Consider the following 17135-nt stretch of genomic DNA (forward strand, 5'->3'; position numbering starts at 1 on the left):
CCATCCGCGCAGCGTGCGGTTCAACTGGCCTACGAGCTCCGTGGTCTCTTGCCAAGTTCCTGATCGGGCGGTGAGCGCGTGAATGCTTTCGATCACGCGTCTGATGCTCTTGCGCGATGGCCGGTATCCCAGGCGCGCCTGGCCGGTTCTCGCTGAGTACATCCGCCCGAACGTGTAACCCAGGAAGTCGAACTCTCCTTCCGGCACCTTACAGATTCGTGTCTTCTCCTCGTTGACCGTCAGCTTCAGCTTTCCCATGATCACGCGCAATTGTCGCAAGGCTTCTTCAGCTTTGCCCCGCCTGCACAGGATTACGAGGTCGTCGGCATAGGTCACGATGCGAGAGCCGAGGCTTCGCTCCAGCCCGAGCATCTTCCATCCCAGCACAAACCGGCGCATGTAGAGGTTAGCCAGCAGTGGTGAGATCGGTGAGCCTTGCGGGATGCCTCGCCGCTTGTCCCGTGCCTCGGTCGTCCGTGTCTTCCTTCCTCGATCGTCGGTTTCTTCCACGGGACATTCCAGCCACATCTTGATCAGATGCAGCACGCGCCGATCAACAATCCGGCGCGCCACCGACTTGAGAAGGTCGGCATGCGGAATGCTCCCGAAGTAGTCCGCGAGGTCGGCGTCTACGACTTCCGGGTGGCCACGGAACAACTGCGCTTCCACCTCGACCACCGCCTGTTGGGCATTTCGCCCGGGACGGTACGCGTACTGCTCGGGTGGAAGATCGGCCTCGAAGATCGGTTCTAGCACCAGCATTGCTGCTGTCATGCAGACTCGATCGCGCAAGGTCGAGATGCCCAACGGCCTGAGTTTGCCATTGGCCTTCGGTATGTACACTCTTCTGATAGGGTCCGGTCGATACGTCTCCTGCCTGAGCGCAAGCGCCAGTTCGCCAAGCCACCGCTGCACCCCGTACCCATCGATGTCCGCGAAGTCCTGGCCGTCCACACCCGGTGCGCCCTTGTTGGAGCGGCATTGAGCATAGGCATGGGCCAAGATGTCTTCCCGGCTGATCTTGTCGTACAGGGCGTAGAAGCGGTAGCCGGCTTCTGCCTTCGCTTTCGCGTGCAACGCCGTCTGCAGTTTCTGAACACTCTTCGGAGTTGATAGGTTGCCCAATCCCCAGGTCCCTCACTACGTCTTGCGTTCGTCTTGAACTAAGGTCCCTTCCCTCCCCCGGCGTTACCCGGCTTCACCGGTACTACGAACCCCTCCGCATCCCCACGGCGCCCGGCCTGTCCCTCGCGGGCGTCCGGTTGATCATCCCTGACCACGTCGAGGGGCCTCCCGTGTTGCGTACGCTTTCCTTGTGTACATGCTGTCGCCACTACCCCGGCACAGCGATTGGAGGTATTGCTTCGCTCACGTCACTCCAATCGTGTCAGCCTTCCCTGATATGGCCGTCAGGTCGGCCTGTGCATCGTCCTTTTCGAGGCTTGCTCGGCGTTCACTCGCGTTACGGCCTGCACACTCGCGCTGTCACCAATTCGTGACACGCTAATCGAAGGCTTCAGTCACTTCGTTACCTCCATGACTGCTCCGATTGCTTCCGGCTGGAGCGTTTGCCGGGTGGGGCTTGCACCCACTGGAAAGCGCCGCCTTCTCACGGCGCACGCCAAGCGTGGACATTGGCGAATGATCTTTGAAGCGCTCGCCCGCTGCGGCAAGGATAGCGTGACTTTGTCCATCGACTCTACTTCGATCAAGGCGCATCGCTCGGCGAGCGGCGGAAAAGGGGGGAGCATGAACAGGCGATCGGCCGCTCGCGCGGCGGGCGGACCACGAAAATTCACGCGATGAGCGCCCCTGATTGCAAACCTTACGCATTTCATCTCACTCCAGGCCAGGAAGCAGATATTGCGGCGGCGCCGGCCCTTTTGAAACTCGCGCCGCCCATGTCTGCCCTCATTGGCGACAAAGGCTACGACGGCGACGGCTTTCGCGCCCAAATCCTCGATCGCGGCGCGAAGCCTGTCATTCCAAACAAATCCAACAGGGTGACCCTCCACAGCTTCAGCAAGCGCGCCTATAAAGGGCGCAATGTCATCGAGCGTTGCTTCTGCCGGCTCAAGGATTTCAGGCGGGTCGCAACTCGATATGACAAACTCGCCCGGAATTATTTGGCTGCCGTTCACCTCGCCGCGATCGTCGCCTACTGGATCAATTGAGTCTGAACCCTAGTCTTCAACGCCGCTGGACAGATCGCGTCAGTTGCCTGCTGCCCTTCAAATTGAGCCGCATCCGGCGACGGCGCCGCACGCTCGATCATTTATCGACGGCGATCGCGGTGCGTCGCCGCGGTGCCGCCGCGATTATCAATCCGACCAACGGATCTTCATTCCCTTGAGGTGCCTTGTGTCCTCAGCAAAACTTGAGCGATGCGTCGTTAGACGCACGGGCGATTGTCGATTTCAGTCGCGGATCACAGCCTATGCAACACTTCGATTGAGTGCCGCGGCGACGGCACCGACAAATTGAAGTTTGTTACGTATCGGAAGTCATGCTGCCCGTTTATTCCTTGGAAGTGATTGACGTGATCGCGGAGATCTTCGACTGGCGCTAGATTATTCTCTTCGCAAAGGGCGTGTAGCCTTGGGTAAGTTGTGACGGAGGCTTGGTTCCTTCGGCTTCCGCTTCGAGACGCCGCATCCTGCCAGATACGCCTTGAGAAAGAGCTCGAGCGCATGCGTTAGTAGAAAATACGTTGCGTGCTTTGGTTGAGGTACGGAAGTCTTTGCCAGCCGTTCGAATGCGTCAAGATATTGATCGGCGCGCTCCCAGTTCCCCCACGCGAAAAATCCGAGCGGTTGGAACTATTCAACGTGGGCTTCGAAAGCGCAAATTCGAATTTGGCACCGGCGGCTACTTCGCTGTCTGCGGGCGAATCGTCGCAGGAGTAGCAAGCGCCAAGAGGACGCCTGCCGGCACAACCATCCCCCTCAAAAGCCATCGTCGCTGTGCGCTCGTATTCATTTCGGTCGGTCCTCTGGCAGCGCTTTTGGATCTGGCATTTGCACCGGCCCTTTAAGAACGGCTGAAATTGCGCGCCAACATGCTGGCGATCATGAGCTTCATTAGCGGCGATGAACTCGTTGATGGGTCGATCCGTCGATTCGAGTCGTAGGCCGTCGGTGTAGATGGTCACCGCTCAGTCCCCCTTTTCCCAAGGACTGAGACCAATGCGTCGAGCGCTCATCTCGAAAGGAAAGTTCAGCGTCGATACCAAGAATTTCTGCGGGAACATCGAAGGATGTTCGCACCGCGGCCGCGGCGAGGCGGATTAGATCGCCATTGAGTGCACCATAGAGCTCGCTCAGTATGCCGTAGAGCCGACCCGACTCGTCTTCGATGAGCGCTCTGCAACCATTCCGGAGACGGGCGTTTGGCCAAAGCCGGCCAATAGTGATCACTTCGTCGTAAACGATCGTATCCTCTTGGGTGTTCTCATCCTGTTCGTAGTGGTAGTCCGCCGAGAAGATACTAACCGTCTAGCAAAAAATGTGATCGCAACCGCGACACTGTAAGATGGACCAAATGGTTTGGCCCCATACCGCTCCCGCGGCCTCGTTCCAGCCCTGCCGAGCATTCCCGCGGATATCGCAGTTGCGCTCACCCCCGCATTCCGAGCAGATGGCCTTTTTCACAGTTGCAACAGCTTTCTCTTCCATCTGTTCAGCAGCCCTTCCTCCAAAAGCCTCCGACAAAGCTATCTGATTCTGCGCGGGAGCCCATTGCCCGCCGCCGGTACGTCCGCGGCAACGGGCTCGGTACTGGCCCCATCACCGGAATGGAGCTCCCAGCTGGAGGCTGGTCGAGGCAGCTGCCGGCGAAGCCCCTGTCAGCCAGTTCCACGATGGTCTCGATAGGCCCCCCGACGCTCCATCGAATGAACGCGCGTTGATGCGACCTCTCTGCGCAGAGGACGCGGTACAAGCTTTCGATACCTACCATTTGCTTGGCGGCTTCAAAGCACTTTCGAGCCATTTCCGGGCGGTTGGATTTTCCATGGGGTCCCCCTCGCATTCCGTGCAGGCATACCGGTCCTTGCCCGTCCCAGCCTTCCCCGGGACCAGCTTCATCGGCTTGCCGCACGCCGGGCAAGGCTTTCGGATTAGGTGAAGTGGCGACATGTCGGATTTCCCTGCCCGGAAAGATAGTTCCACTTCGGGGACCGCAGCAGGGCGTATCGAAGAAATTGCTTTGAGCCGAGGGCAACAAGCGGGCTGGTGGCCACCTTGACGAGGGTGTCTCTGCGTACTGAAATGTAACTTCAGTGATGTGGGGTTGCGTCATGGAGCAGGAATACTACAGGAGATTGGCGGCACGCGTTCGGGCCATGGCGGATACAGCCGATCCCTTCACGAGGGCCGTGCACAGACCTGGCGAGGCGTAAGGCAGCTGCGATTCGGCTGTATGACTCGAAAAGGCGCGGCAATGCGGTGCGCCGACGAGAGACATCAAGGGCCAGGCTGGTCGCTCGACCATCTAACGGTCATGTCCAATTGCCTTCATGCCTTTCACGGCCGTTGCCGACCGTCCCGTTTTCCGCGCTTCCTAGTGCAGTTCGGGACGCGCGAGCGATCTAGTTTGCGGCCCCGGCCGGTCAGCGTCTTCGTTGTTGGCATGGCGAGATGCCCGCCGATACGGTGGAATCATCAAAGTTTTCGTGGGGCCCATTCAGAGTTGTCTCGAGATCACCCTCTCTTGGTGAGGTGACGCCATCAATGTGTATCGGCATTCCTTTGAGGCGTTAGCTCCGGGACGATGTGGACGACGTGATAGCCGTTGTCGTGCAGGTACCGCAGGAAGACGGGCATCATGGCGGCGGTATGTGCCTTGGGGTCGTGGAACAGGATGATGCCTTTGCCCGACTCATCCAGGCGCTTGGTGACGAGTTTGAGCTCCTGATCTGCGGTCATCTCCTCCCAGTCGCTGGCCCATACGTCCGCCCCAAACACGATGATCCCGCGTGATTGCAGAAGATCGAGCATCGCAGGCGTCGAGGCGAAATAGGGGAAGCGAAAGAACGGGGTCGACGGCGTCGTCCTCGACGCGCCATTGAGTGCCATTTCATCGGCCGCGATCCCCCGGTCAATATCCTCTTTCGCCTGCGCGACGCTGATCTTCGAAAGCATCGGATGTGACCACGTGTGATGCGCGATGGTGTGGCCTTGTGCGGCCGCGCGACGCACGAGCTCGGGAACGGCGGCTGACGACTTGCCGACGAGGAAGAACGTGGCGCGCACGCACTCCTGGGCGAGCGCGGCCAGCAGCTCTTGCGTGTAGGGCGGTTGGGGGCCGTCATCGAAGGTCAGCACGACCTCGTGGTCGGCGAGCGGCAGCGACTGCGGAAAGCTGTTGAGCCCAACCCGCGGATAGGTCTTGGCATCGATGGCGAGCACGCGTGCGGTACCGAGCGCATCTTTGCGCGCACAAGCTGGCGCACTTTCCGGTGGGGCAGCTGCGATCAACGCTGTCGCGGCGCTCGCAAGCATCAGGGTCGACACACACAAATATCTGCCGTTGAGGGCCATCGCGCCTCGCTGGTTGTGGCCCTGAACGAACGATCCCGCGAACCGCATCAAGTGCCGGCGCTCGGGTCGAAAGCGCCTCTGGTCGTCCTGCAGCCAGATCAACGGCCCTTCTCTCGATCGGGCTTGGTTGAAACGGCCGGCTCGTCAAAACATTGCGACGTTTGGGATACTAACCATCTGGGCTGCACAATTTCGTGCAACTAGCGCGGCGCTCGCGCTTAAATTCCGCGTCCTGACGCCTTGTTTGATCGTTTTCGACGCGGGGACAGCGAGCGACCTCGCTAGTGCCTCTCCCGGCATCACACTCATCGCCTGCTTTTCCGACGGGCGGCGTCAGCCTTGCAGGGCCTTGCGCACTGGAGGAAGAACGAGACTTAAGCCCAATTCGCTCGCGATCCGCTTCCGGAGACGCGACGTCGCCGGCGCCGCTCACTCGGTCCAGGAGCTACTCTGACGGGGAGTGTATCAGCTGGCGTCGGCTTTGCCAGTTCTGAAGCGGGCGCGATCATCTCCGGCTGCATCTCCGTAGGTATCGAGCGCGCCTCCATCACATCGAGCACTGCTCGCCCCTTCTCCGTGATGCGCCATCCTCCATTTACGCGTTCGATGAGACGCTGGGAGAAGATGTCCAGATCCGGCGCACGTGTCGCCATTCTCTTGGTGCGCTCGGCCCAATCGCGGCCGCTCGTTGCCAGGATAGCCATGTCCCGTTTCAGCTCCGCCATGGGAGCGAACCCGCCTGGATAGCTCACCAGGATCTTCAAGACTGTGACCTGGAAGTTCATCTGAGCGACATGACAGCCTGTCGCCTCAGGCCACTTAGTAGGCGCCCGGCAAGTCGCATCGATGCCGATCCGTTTGAGGCACTCGCGCTTCCCTTCGGCCTTGCCGTCTCCCAGGCTCCGCAGGTGACATCTACGCGGATGCCGGGCTTACCTCGAACAATTCGCGCAGACCTCATTGAGGATCGCACGCGTTGGTGTGGCAGCAGCCACGTCCAAAATTTGGAAATCTCCCCCATGATCAAGGACGATAACACGACTAAGTACATTGCTGAATTCATATCGCTCGATCAACCGGAGATTCCAAAAATCAGTTTCTAGTCGCCCGCCCGTCCCGCAGCGACCTCCAGCGGCTTTCTTGCTTCTCTCTCCTTCCCCCTCGGCATGCGTGCAGCTTAGTCATTTGCAAGTTGGCGGCGCCGCGCTTGTAATCAGTCGTCACAAATCCAACTCGTGCAATAGGGACATGCCGGCACCGCAAGTGCCGCAAACCCTAGGTCCGCGCCCAAATCCTGTGTTTGAGTGGCCGTTTTCGACGGATTTTATCAGGTCGATTGGTGCAAACTTGCGATTTATCTGCGCTCTAACGAGGAACGTGACCCTTGAAAGGGCGTATAGTTGTTTACGTCTCTCTGATTTTTACTGTTTGATATTGTTCTGAGGCGGGAGGCCGCCTGCCCGACGAGACATTTAGGTCGGACAGGCAACCGACCGGTCGTGCCTTCAAACAAAGATCGCGCTCTTCTGCCGCTGCTAGGCGCGCCGTACGTGGCGAGCTGATAGGAAGGTGGTTGTCGCAGCTCGAATGCCGCATCAATCTCTTCGTTGGGAAATGTCTATGAAGCAAGTCAACACGGATGGCGTGGCGGATCTCACAGGCGACGGCGCCGCATTCAAAATACCCCGTCGACCAAAGATCAAAAAAATGACTGCAACGATGAAGCGGCGGGCTCTAAAGCTTCGGAAATCCGAGCAGCCGCGCCCACCATCTTCCTGAGTGGCATGGCGCGTTTTCCCGGGATCGACTGATTTTCCTTCGTCAACTGCGCTGCGCTTGATCTGACCGGTGCATCATTGCGTGCTCTTCGCACCGCGCGTGAACCGGAAGCCGTCGAGCGGCTATCGTCAGACAAGACACTCGCGCATGAGAAGCGTCGACGCGCGCCGCGAATGCCTTTCTCGTCAGCCCCCGATCATGAGGTGGCGCCTACAATCGCGAAATGCTTATTTCCGGAAGTGGAGCTGGCGACGCTTTCGACGGTACCGCCGGCTCTTCGGCGTATCCGATGATTGCGTTACAGGCCGACCTCAAGATGGCAGTGGCGGCGGAGACGGTCGACTTTCGCTAGTCAGTGCAAACGCTGCCGGCGGCGGTAGCAGCTTTTTCTCTCATCGCGTCGGTTGGCCCCGCGGTCCCGCGTGGCCCGTCAGCTTGGATTGCCGCTGCCAGCGTTCCAGTCGGGATTCGGTTCGGCCGGCGAGGAGTCATGGGTCATTCTCCGCGCTAAGCGGCGAGCTAGCGCCGCTCCCGGTTCTGTTGAAGCGCCAAAACCTACTATGACGGCCGAACGCCTGGGCCTGGCGCGCGCCCTGTGCTGGTCGCGAACTCTCAGCCGGATGGTCATTCATCGCCAAGCGTCTGGCACTCGTTAGGTCTAGAACGCGCCACGAGTGCGAAATGGCGAGACTCCCAGCGTCATATACTGGAAAGGTTGAGCCGCCGTTCAGGACCTAGCGAAGAGCAGAATGAAGTTACTGGCCGGCAAATCCAATTGCCGTTTGAGCGCCAGCCCATGCTTCCTGGCCTCCCTTTCAAGGTCCCGCACGTCTTTGAGACCCCATTCGGGCATGCCGGCCGCCCGGATCTCCCCGTCGAATGCTTCGTTCGATGGTGTGGTGTATTTCCCGTCAAGTTTGAAGGGACCATAGATTGCGATGAAGCCGGATGGTTTCAGCAGCCTTGCGCCAAGCGCAGCAATGCCGTCGGCGATCGAGACCGAGGCAACATGGAAGATGTTGATGACGAAGATGACGTCGTAGAGCCGCTCATCGGCATCCGGCCAGGTCGCCGGGGCAGTGAGATCGATCAGAACGGGATCAGCAACGTTATTGTTGTCGCCTTCGACGCGCTTCCTTTTGATCGCCTCGAAAACACCTTGATCATAGTCGGAAGGCTGAAATCGAACGTTCGGAAAATACGGGGCGAAGTAATTGATATGCAATCCAGCGCCAGTAGCCACTTCAAGCGCATCACCCTTCGTGGGAAAGAGTTCTTCGAACGCTTTCAAGATCGCCTCCTTATTGCGGTTGCCCGCCCAGGCTACATAAGCGCTGAGCGGATGCGGATCGATATTGGGTCTGTCGTCGGACATTCGGGTATTCCTTGCTTCTATGGCGAAAGATATTGAGCAGCGATATGACTCCCTTTTTGCGATGATCAGCGGGCGCGTTCACGTGATGGCTGGAGGGACAAGTCCAGCAATCAGATGAGCAGCTTCGCAACGAAGCACGCATTCGAGAAGGCAAATGTAAGGAATCCAACACGCGCGCCTATAGCTGCGCTGAACTGTCGGGCTCGCGACGAACGTATGCGAGGCCGCGCCTCTGCATCGACTGTAAAGGCGCCCATTTGCCATTCCAACTGGCTGGCACGGTTGTTGCCAATTTCCTGATTGTCAAGCCAACAGGAGGACGGCAATGTTCCGATTACGTGCACTCACGCTGCTTGTGCTCGTGCTTCTCCAACCAGCGTTTGGCGAGGGGGCAAAACCGGAAACTCCGGGGCCGTGCGATCTAGGCTCCTCAACAATGGCGGACTTTGCCGGCACGTGGTCGAACGAGAATCAGAGCACGGGTATGATCACGCGCATATCTATCGATCAGCAATTCGACAAAGCGCTCGTTCATGCGTGGGTGAAATGTCGTCCGAACAACTGCGATTGGGGCATCGCCCGGACGCAAGCTTCCGAGGCTTCCAATGGACAGCTGCAAGTCGAATGGCAATATGGACTGTCGGTGAGGAAGGCTACATTGACGCTCGTTGAACGCGGACGACTAATAGTACGGACGACAGTTCACTTCAGCCCCAGCGCAGGCAGATCCGACTACGATACCGTCGACCACCTCGTCCGAACGCTTGAGGAAGCCTCGGAAATCCATGGCAAATGAAGTCGTTCTCGCCGCCAGCCAGGCTCGGTGACGACCGACATCTTCAACTCAAAGGGTGTGCGCTCGTTTGATATCTCACAGCACGGCTCTTTCTCTCCGTTTGCCGGCCGTTGACCTGCAATAGACGAGGGCGGATTTTCAGTCGGCAAGTTTGTTACCCAGAAAAGCTCGGCTGCTCGGTGCGAATGAGTCTCTCACCTTTTTTTCAACGGAGATCTCGTCACGGGAAACGAAATCAAGAAAAGACGCTTAGGGGTCGCCGAACAAGCACCCGCGTGGGCCAGACGTCTGCGACTGCTCTCGCAACAGCCTGCTATCAGCACAGCTTGCCGCTCCGCGTCGTCTCTGTCCGACGGCGATCGCGGCATTCTAGCAAGCACTGAGTCGATCATACTTGTTCATCCTCAATCAGGCGGGTCTTGGAACGACGTTTGAGCCCCGCCTGGCGAGATCATGGCGATCGCGCTGCCCGCACAGCTCACGCGAAGCGGTGCAGGGTCGCGTTCTACCGATCACATTTCGCTTGGCCGCCAAATCGCGCGTACCTGCGTGCTAGCTAACCGGGCAAGTTTCGGATGTCCGGACCACCACCATGTCAGTCCAGACGCGCTCAGTGCCTGACGAGCGAAGGTCGCGACGAGCGAGCTATAACGACCTGGAGAGTTTTATTCGCGGCAGAATAATCCTATCGCCCTAAAGACGGTGGGGGCGTCTCGTTTGTACGAGTTGGCAGCATCGGGTACTCGATGTTGGGTAGATGCCCCGTCAATGCATTCAGAAATGCGGCAATATCGCTTCTTTCCTTGTCGTCGAGCTTTGTCCCGAGTTGGACTTCCCCCATAATGCCGACGGCTTCCTCGAGGCTCCAAACTTGACCCGAATGGAAATACGGAGCGCGCAAGGCTACGTTTCGAAGGGGAGCTACCCGGAACACGTATTCATCGCCGACAGCGTTAGTCACGACGAACCGGCCCTTATCGGCCGTGGGAAGGAGTTTTGCATCCGGCTTTCCGACCACGCCAAACGGGAAGTAGTCCTGCCCACCAATGTTGATCCCCCTGTGGCAGGAGGAGCACCCTTTGTCCATGAACAGCTTCAATCCTGCCTTTTGCTGGTCGTTCAGAGCGCTGGCATTGCCGTTCAGGTACTGATCGAAGGGGGCAGCCGGCGTGGTGAGGGTTGATTCAAACGCCTCTATTGCCTTCGCAAAGTTATCGAAGCTGACTGACGGCGTATCGCGGGGGAAGGCTTGCTTGAACATACCGACATAGTCATCCATGGAGTTCAACGTTTTCGTCACGTGGTCCGGAGTTGCGTTCATTTCGGCGCTGGCCTGAACGGGGCCCTTAGCTTGAGCCTTGAGATCTGGCGCGCGTCCGTCCCAGAATTGGGCGACGTTGAAGACCGAGTTGTAAACGGTTGGGGCCCGGCGCGGTCCTTTTTGCCAGCCGTGACCAACCGAGGTTGGACCGGCATCGACGCCGCCGGTGCCAAGATTATGGCATGTATTACAGCTAATAATTCCACTCACCGAGATGCGAGGATCGAAGAACAGCTTCTTGCCGAGTTCGACTTTCTCGGGAGTGACCGGATTGTCCCTAATGGCGGGCAGGACCTTGGGAATGGGTCTGAAAATCTGCCTGGCGGACATCATCAGATCGTCTCGCGCGATAGCCTGCGATGAGACTAGCGCCAGAATGCTGGCAACAGACACCTTGCGCATCATGTGAGGCCCCCGATTCTCTCGATGCTCGCCACCGATTTCATTTGCGTTGCTAATCGGTTTGTTAAAACGCATCTCCGCTACGTGAATGCCTGCGGTCATGCAGAAACTGAGCCAGTTCTCGTAAGCTAAACCCTGCGGAATTTCTATGTTGGACGTCGGCTTTGCGACGCGTTCGCAGCGTTGCGATTGGCCGGTGTAGGCTTTTGGACAAACATCCTGCTCCGCCCCGCAGTGTCCGGGCAACCAAATGATTTCGCTTATTTGAAAACCCTCGCAGCACGTCGCCTCAGCCCCATCGGAGGCTGGGTAGCTCCGCTTACGGCATGTCGATTGCAAGAGCTGGCAAGTCACGGACTAAGTCTGTGGGGTCGGAGCACTCTTCCAATACCCAATCGGAATTTGCGAGATGCACATCCGCTATAGGTTTCGATACAGGTTCAGCGCGCTGTTCAGCGGAGCGGCCTCGCTGGTCGTTGTTGCAGGCGCTCATGCGCAAGGGCGTCTCACCGAGCCCGCTTCACGCGTCGTTCTATGTACCGAACACAGGAATATAGACTGTCCAATTGACCTGTGGAGGGCCAACGCAATGGAGAGCGGGAAGTTCTTCCCTGCGATGAAGGGCGGGCTCCTGGATCTGACGGCGCCGACTGATGTCCAGAGCGCGGTGCCGCCACAGGACGGTCACATCGCCGGCAGCAGCGTACGCGGGAATGTCCCCTTGCTCGATGAGCAGACGCCGACGCGCTGGACAAAGATTCGCCTGCACTCCGGCGCCAAGCAAACGTTCAAATGGGAATACGGCGCGGTTCACCTGACCCGGCGCTGGAACTATTTCATCACCCGGATAGGCTGGAATCCATCCGCTCCGCTCACACGCGCCCAGTTCGATGTAAGGCCGTTCTGCACGATCCAGAACGAAGGTCAGCCCTATTGGGACCCGAACGCGAACCTGATGCCCAGCGCGCCTACCGTTCACGTGTGTGAGCTGCCGAAGCGCACCGGCTACTACGTCATTCTCGCGGTGTGGGAAGTCGCCAACAGCCCGATGGCCTTTTATCAGATCGTCGACGCCATGTTCGAGGAACCAAAGCGAACGAGCGCCGGCCCGTCGCTTGAACAAGCGACGGGGCGCGCCTGGGACGTGGAAATCAGCAGAGGTTGAGCTTAGTGAAGGGACCGCCGAGTGGTGTTCTTTTCATACCTCCCTCCGGTCGGCCGTTCGCACCAAAATCCAACCTATCCAACCAGGTCGACGATCGGCTGCGGCGCGCCGATAAACGCATAAGGATTGAGGAACTGACGCCGCCAGAACAGGTTACGGTCCACTTCTGCAAGCGCCGCTTCGTCGCAGATGCTGGACCAACGTTCCTTGATGGTCTTGATCTGTGAGACCGCAATGGCGACGGCTTCCGCTTCGTTGAGAAGAAAGGAAGGCGCGGCTTTGAGACAGAGCGCAATCTGGCTGTGCCGGTCCTGCCCGAGAATAAGCATCGCTTGCGTCGCCTCGCCGCCTGCGCGGCCCTGCGGACAAATATCGTAGGCAGATGTGAGCGCGAGATCCTTACCATTCCAGAACGCGGCATGGTTGCGAGCGTGATCATCGGTATTACCGCAGAGCACGTTGAAAACGAGACGTGAAAAGAGCTCGCGCAGCGCTTCCCTCGGCTCCGCGAAACGATGACGGATAATGGTTGCGAGCTGTTCGTAGCTGGCATAGCGCGCCATCAGTTCATCGAATGCCAGCAGCGTCAGCGCCGAAACCATGGCCTTGCGGGCCCAGCCGCCCGTGACTTTCTCGCGATCGAACCGTTCGATCAACAGGACGTCCTTTCCCGCAACACGCTGGAGGCTTACGGGGGCGACGCGCAGTCCAGCCTCCGCCGCAAGGCGCATCGCGATGAACTCCGCTTTAACGACGCTATACAGGTCGGTTTGCGAGGAAAACTTCGCAATGAATTTCTTGTGATCAGACGTGATGGCTGCTTTCGGGCGAGCGCCGCCGATGGAGCTACCATGGAAGAGTGCGCGGTCGAGTTCAGGCGTCAGCGGCGTACCTTGCTCAACGAGCGTTGCCGCATTCAAGAGCTCGTTCAAGGATGCGCCCTCGCCCTCCCGCGGGACGTAGACCGAGGGCGACGCCTGGAAATCAAGAGCGCCAATACGATCCGAGCTGGACTCCAGGAGAAAGGTCAGCTCATCGAGACTTCCCGCGTCGATCTCCTTGCCGCGCACACCGAACTTTCGGTTGAGAATGACGCGCCGGCCCCACGCGTCGGGGGCCGCATCGCGAAGGCAATTGGGCATGCTGAGCCCCTCCAGGAGCGGAAGGACGCCGCTCCGCAGGGGTAATTCGGGCTCATAGAGGGAATGGGCATCGTTACGCTCGAGATAGCTCCGGCCGTAATTGAAGACGAGTTGTTCGCCATTCCTGGACAAAAGTCCCGCAACGATGGGCTTCGTCTGGCCCGGCAGCCATGTCCAAACATAAGCCTCGGCATGGGCAGGATCAGAAGTCATCCTTGACCTCTTGCATTCGGCGGGCGCGAACGGCCTTGGGCAGCAGCGTCATCACCTCACGATTGGTCTCGATCGCGCGAGACATGGCTCCGTGTTCCGCGTCGAATAGTTTGACACCAACAATCGCGGCAACCTCGAAGACCGCACCGATCGTGCAGCGCGGATCTCCCGCCTCAATACGGCGCAAGAGGCCGCGCGAGATCCCTGCCCGCTCGGCAACATTGAGTGTGCTCATCTTCCGCTCGATGCGAGACTTTCGCAGGAGCTGTCCAAGCAGCATCGTAGCGTCCGCTGCATAGGGGGATATCGGGTGACGGACCTTGGCCATGGTCGTACCTCGGGTTCATAAATAGATCGTAAAATGACTTTATGGCAACTATATAGGGCGGACAGAATTCTATTGCAAGATTTCATGATCCGTAAATAGAGCAAAAACGTCTTAGTGGCCTATTTATGCACCAAGTCGCTTTTACCAATCTCAAAACCGTCAAGCACTAAAAATCTACAGCGAAAACAATTACTTCCATGAAGACGACGCCACAAACGCAGTACCTTTTCCCATCTGCGCGGAGCTGCTGCCGGCCGTCAGCACGTTCTCAGCGGCCGAGAAGTTCCGCTTGATGATGGCCGTTGCAGCACGGTTGCGACGCAGACTTGTTCGAAACTCAGTTCCTCGGACCGCGGGGCACGACGACACCATTGCGCGGGCCCAGGATCTTTGGCGCGGTTTCCAGAATTGACAGTTACCCGTCCCCGACGGTGCAACCCTTTTCGCTTGGGCGGAGCCGGCGCTACAAAGCAGCAAGTACCCAATGACAGTGCATGATGACGCTCCTCCAACCTCCACATCGCTGGTGGACGTCGCCGGCGAGCTGAGCGCATGAAGACGGATTTATCTGGACTGAAGATGCACGCTCGGCAGCTCCTGGCCCACAAGCGAAGTCAGGCGGCATCCGCTTCACCACTGCTGTCGGGAGCACAGCTGGCATCAGGTACGCCGTGATTTATGGGATACGCGCCCTAGAAGAACATTGACGTCGATACCAACAGATTCAAGGCGTGGCCGGTTTGACGTGTGTATGTGATGCTCGTCGGATTGTTGATATAGGTCAGTCCAATACTTGTGTATATTCCGGGCGCCACATGCGCGGTATACGTCCCCGATATCGCAGTACTATCGCGATGCGCAAGATGCCCTCCAGCGAGCGCAGCGTTAACTGCAAAAGCACTCCACGCGGTGTTGGTGGCAACAATTGCCATTTGATCATGCGGGCGGCTGTCAAATAACCCCTTTGCATAAAGACGGACTTCGTAATACTGGCTGACCTTGTTCAGGTCGGGCGGAGCGTACATTGCAGAGAACCCGCCATAGATACCGCGAGATGGCGAGGTTTCCATATCGAGCTGCCAGAGCTGCCTGTCCGCAGCGACGTAGTAGACGCTGTTCGCGTTGTTTCTCGGCTGACCCGGATATTGCAAATTCGTGTAGCTGCTGTTGTTCAAGCCGAGGCCGGCCCGCAACCATGTCTCAGGCGCGCCGGGAGCCGCTTTGTTCTTGTAACCAGACTCGTCAAGCAGAAGGATACCGGCGTTAGTCGTACTCCAGTTTAGACCTGTAGGATTTTCGGCTATCTGCGCCGCTTGACCGTCGGGGTTCAGCGAGCGCTGGATTGAAAACTTGTTATAGATGCGATCATCAAAATTGTACTTCACATTGAGAGCCGGCGTGGGCGCCGGATTGTTGCTCATTCCTGCCTGGTATAGGATGTTCGATGAGGGTCCAAAAACATTGACTCCGGCATTGCCGCCAACCACTGTGCCGGCGAACTCATTTTGATTTCTGAGATAACCCAGCTTGAGTTCGACCCTCCTGTCGAAAAACGTCTGATAGTAGGCAATCGTATTGATGCCCACCCGATCTGGCCCACCCGGCTTCCATGTCCAGTATTGCTGCTCGGCTCCCACAATAATCTGACCATCGGGAATTCCAAACCGGCTCAGATCGTAGGTCACGATCAAGAAATTCGCGGTGTTAAACGTCGGGTTTTGTCCCATATAACGCTGATCAGCGATGGTGCTTCTAGCCGCATTGGGCAGTTGATTGTCTATGAAAGTGTTTTGGGTCCAGCCAACATAGCCTATTCCCACCTCTGCTAATGCAGATCTCACGCCGCCGCTATCCTGATCGATAGTGTCGGCAGGACCAGGAATGTTGAGCCACATTCCCCTTTCACGAAGAGCCTCGAACTTGGCGAATGGGTCGGCGGGTTTTCGAGTTTGGTAGTTGGTCACCTCGTTTGTGCTGGAGCATTGCGGAGACGAGCGATTAACAGCTTGCGCCGACGCACAGCCGCCGACGACGCTCGCTGCTCGTCTAAGCTCTCGGACGCGGACTTTCGCCCCGCCAGCCGGCTTCTTTCGAACCCTGCTCTCGGAAAGCTCATCGGGAGTATCGATCCTTTGAGACACGCTGGTGCCTTGTGCCGGCGCCGAATTGACGCCAAGGCTCGCGGCAAGAGAAAGTGCGATGGCAAGCGATCGATCCTGCTTGGCTGTTCCGATGCTCCAAAGCGTCGCCGCTGCCGAATGTATCCGCATCGATGCCGCGACCACGCAACCGTACATGGTGAACCCCGCTTCCCTTTTCTCAGCTTTACTGGACCAGGCCCTCCAGCAAATCGGTCCGGAGCGTCTGATTGTCAGGAGGTCACGCCGGCGACGCTCAAGGCACCAGCCCCGTCTATCCGACCCATACTCGTTCACGGTTTTCGCGCTCTATCGGCTACTGGAGCCGGGACATGCGCATGAGCGCATATGTCGATCGCTCGATAAGTACTTCCGCGCGAGAGACATGGACGGCGACCCGAACGTGTTCGCCGTTCATGAACGGGAGCGACCCATCTCAGTCGTCGGCCTAAAGATTTCGCTCATTCTGATCATCCGATTCAAGAGACCGCATGTTCGACAGGACAGGAGCGATTGACGCCCAGATTTGTACCGCTTGCGAACGAACGCAGCGCCCGAGCGGCTCGCTATTCATGGGCCCACGACTGTCATGTGCCGCCTCGTTCATCAATTGCCGAGGTTGGTAGTTGACGAGGTCCGCGGGGCTGAGTCTCGCTGCGTGCGGCTGAGGTCGTTGGCGCCCGCCAGGCGTTCGCAGCGGGCAGCACGCGACGGATTGAGCTTGCTTTGCCTGCCAAGTTCAGCTGGTGCGATGTGCGAGGGCTCTTACCCCGAAGTACGTGGCGGGATGAATGGACAGGACATGGGCTTTGCGACGGATACGCGGCCGCACAAAGCGGGCGGTCGAGATTGCCGCCGCCATCGCTTACCCAAGAAGGCGGGAGCGAAGTGGCTGCCGAGACGCGTCGTGTTCCATAGAATTGCGCTTCCGGAAAA

The 17135-nt window shown here is 58.3% G+C and carries 10 protein-coding genes and 1 pseudogene; 3 read left to right on the top strand and 8 right to left on the bottom strand.

What is annotated here, in order from left to right; translation table 11 throughout:
• The coding region (gene ltrA, locus AXW67_RS05405) for a group II intron reverse transcriptase/maturase (protein ID WP_063677025.1) at positions 1-1125 on the bottom strand (1125 nt) is incomplete at its 3' end.
• Between the two features lie 495 nt (positions 1126-1620).
• Here ltrA and AXW67_RS40200 point away from each other — a divergent pair.
• Positions 1621-2174: pseudogene (locus tag AXW67_RS40200) on the top strand (IS5 family transposase); the annotation flags it as partial.
• 521 nt (positions 2175-2695) lie between these two features.
• Here AXW67_RS40200 and AXW67_RS41615 read toward each other — a convergent pair.
• The 3 genes from AXW67_RS41615 to AXW67_RS05425 form a co-directional block, all read right to left on the bottom strand.
• A complete protein-coding gene (locus AXW67_RS41615; protein ID WP_145927432.1) occupies positions 2696-3151 on the bottom strand; it encodes a hypothetical protein in 456 nt (151 codons plus the stop codon).
• Positions 3152-4727: 1576 nt separating this feature from the next.
• Positions 4728-5501, bottom strand: a complete 774-nt coding sequence (locus AXW67_RS05415; protein ID WP_063677086.1) for a polysaccharide deacetylase family protein — start codon at positions 5499-5501, stop codon at positions 4728-4730.
• Positions 5502-8046: 2545 nt separating this feature from the next.
• Complete coding sequence (locus AXW67_RS05425; protein ID WP_063677027.1) at positions 8047-8694, bottom strand: DUF938 domain-containing protein; 648 nt, start codon at positions 8692-8694, stop codon at positions 8047-8049.
• Between the two features lie 325 nt (positions 8695-9019).
• On the opposite strand from AXW67_RS05425, the gene AXW67_RS05430 reads away from it, so the two are divergent.
• The gene (locus AXW67_RS05430) at positions 9020-9490 is read left to right on the top strand and encodes a hypothetical protein (protein WP_145927433.1); all 471 of its coding nucleotides are present in this window, start codon (positions 9020-9022) and stop codon (positions 9488-9490) included.
• A 685-nt stretch (positions 9491-10175) separates the two neighbouring features.
• Here AXW67_RS05430 and AXW67_RS05435 read toward each other — a convergent pair.
• Positions 10176-11213 carry a cytochrome-c peroxidase gene (locus tag AXW67_RS05435; RefSeq protein ID WP_063677087.1) on the bottom strand — a complete coding sequence of 346 codons (1038 nt, stop codon included), beginning with the start codon at positions 11211-11213 and terminating at the stop codon, positions 10176-10178.
• Positions 11214-11622: 409 nt separating this feature from the next.
• Here AXW67_RS05435 and AXW67_RS05440 point away from each other — a divergent pair, with 409 nt between their 5' ends.
• Complete coding sequence (locus AXW67_RS05440) at positions 11623-12378, top strand: lytic polysaccharide monooxygenase (protein WP_082907792.1); 756 nt, start codon at positions 11623-11625, stop codon at positions 12376-12378.
• A gap of 74 nt (positions 12379-12452) precedes the next feature.
• Here the strand turns inward: AXW67_RS05440 and AXW67_RS05445 are convergent, their stop codons facing one another.
• The 3 genes from AXW67_RS05445 to AXW67_RS40210 all read right to left on the bottom strand — a co-directional run bounded on the left by AXW67_RS05445 (position 12453) and on the right by AXW67_RS40210 (position 16358).
• The gene (locus AXW67_RS05445) at positions 12453-13733 is read right to left on the bottom strand and encodes a type II toxin-antitoxin system HipA family toxin (RefSeq protein ID WP_063677030.1); all 1281 of its coding nucleotides are present in this window, start codon (positions 13731-13733) and stop codon (positions 12453-12455) included.
• Positions 13723-14061 (bottom strand): helix-turn-helix transcriptional regulator, encoded by a 339-nt coding sequence (locus AXW67_RS05450; RefSeq protein ID WP_063677031.1) that lies wholly within the window; start codon positions 14059-14061, stop codon positions 13723-13725. Before AXW67_RS05450 ends, AXW67_RS05445 begins: the two co-directional genes overlap by 11 nt.
• A 692-nt stretch (positions 14062-14753) precedes the next feature.
• Positions 14754-16358 (bottom strand): carbohydrate porin, encoded by a 1605-nt coding sequence (locus tag AXW67_RS40210; protein ID WP_136623869.1) that lies wholly within the window; start codon positions 16356-16358, stop codon positions 14754-14756.
• Positions 16359-17135: the final 777 nt, after the last annotated feature.

The sequence above is a fragment of the Bradyrhizobium neotropicale genome (genome assembly GCF_001641695.1).
In the GTDB taxonomy this organism is placed as follows: Bacteria; Pseudomonadota; Alphaproteobacteria; order Rhizobiales; family Xanthobacteraceae; genus Bradyrhizobium; species Bradyrhizobium neotropicale.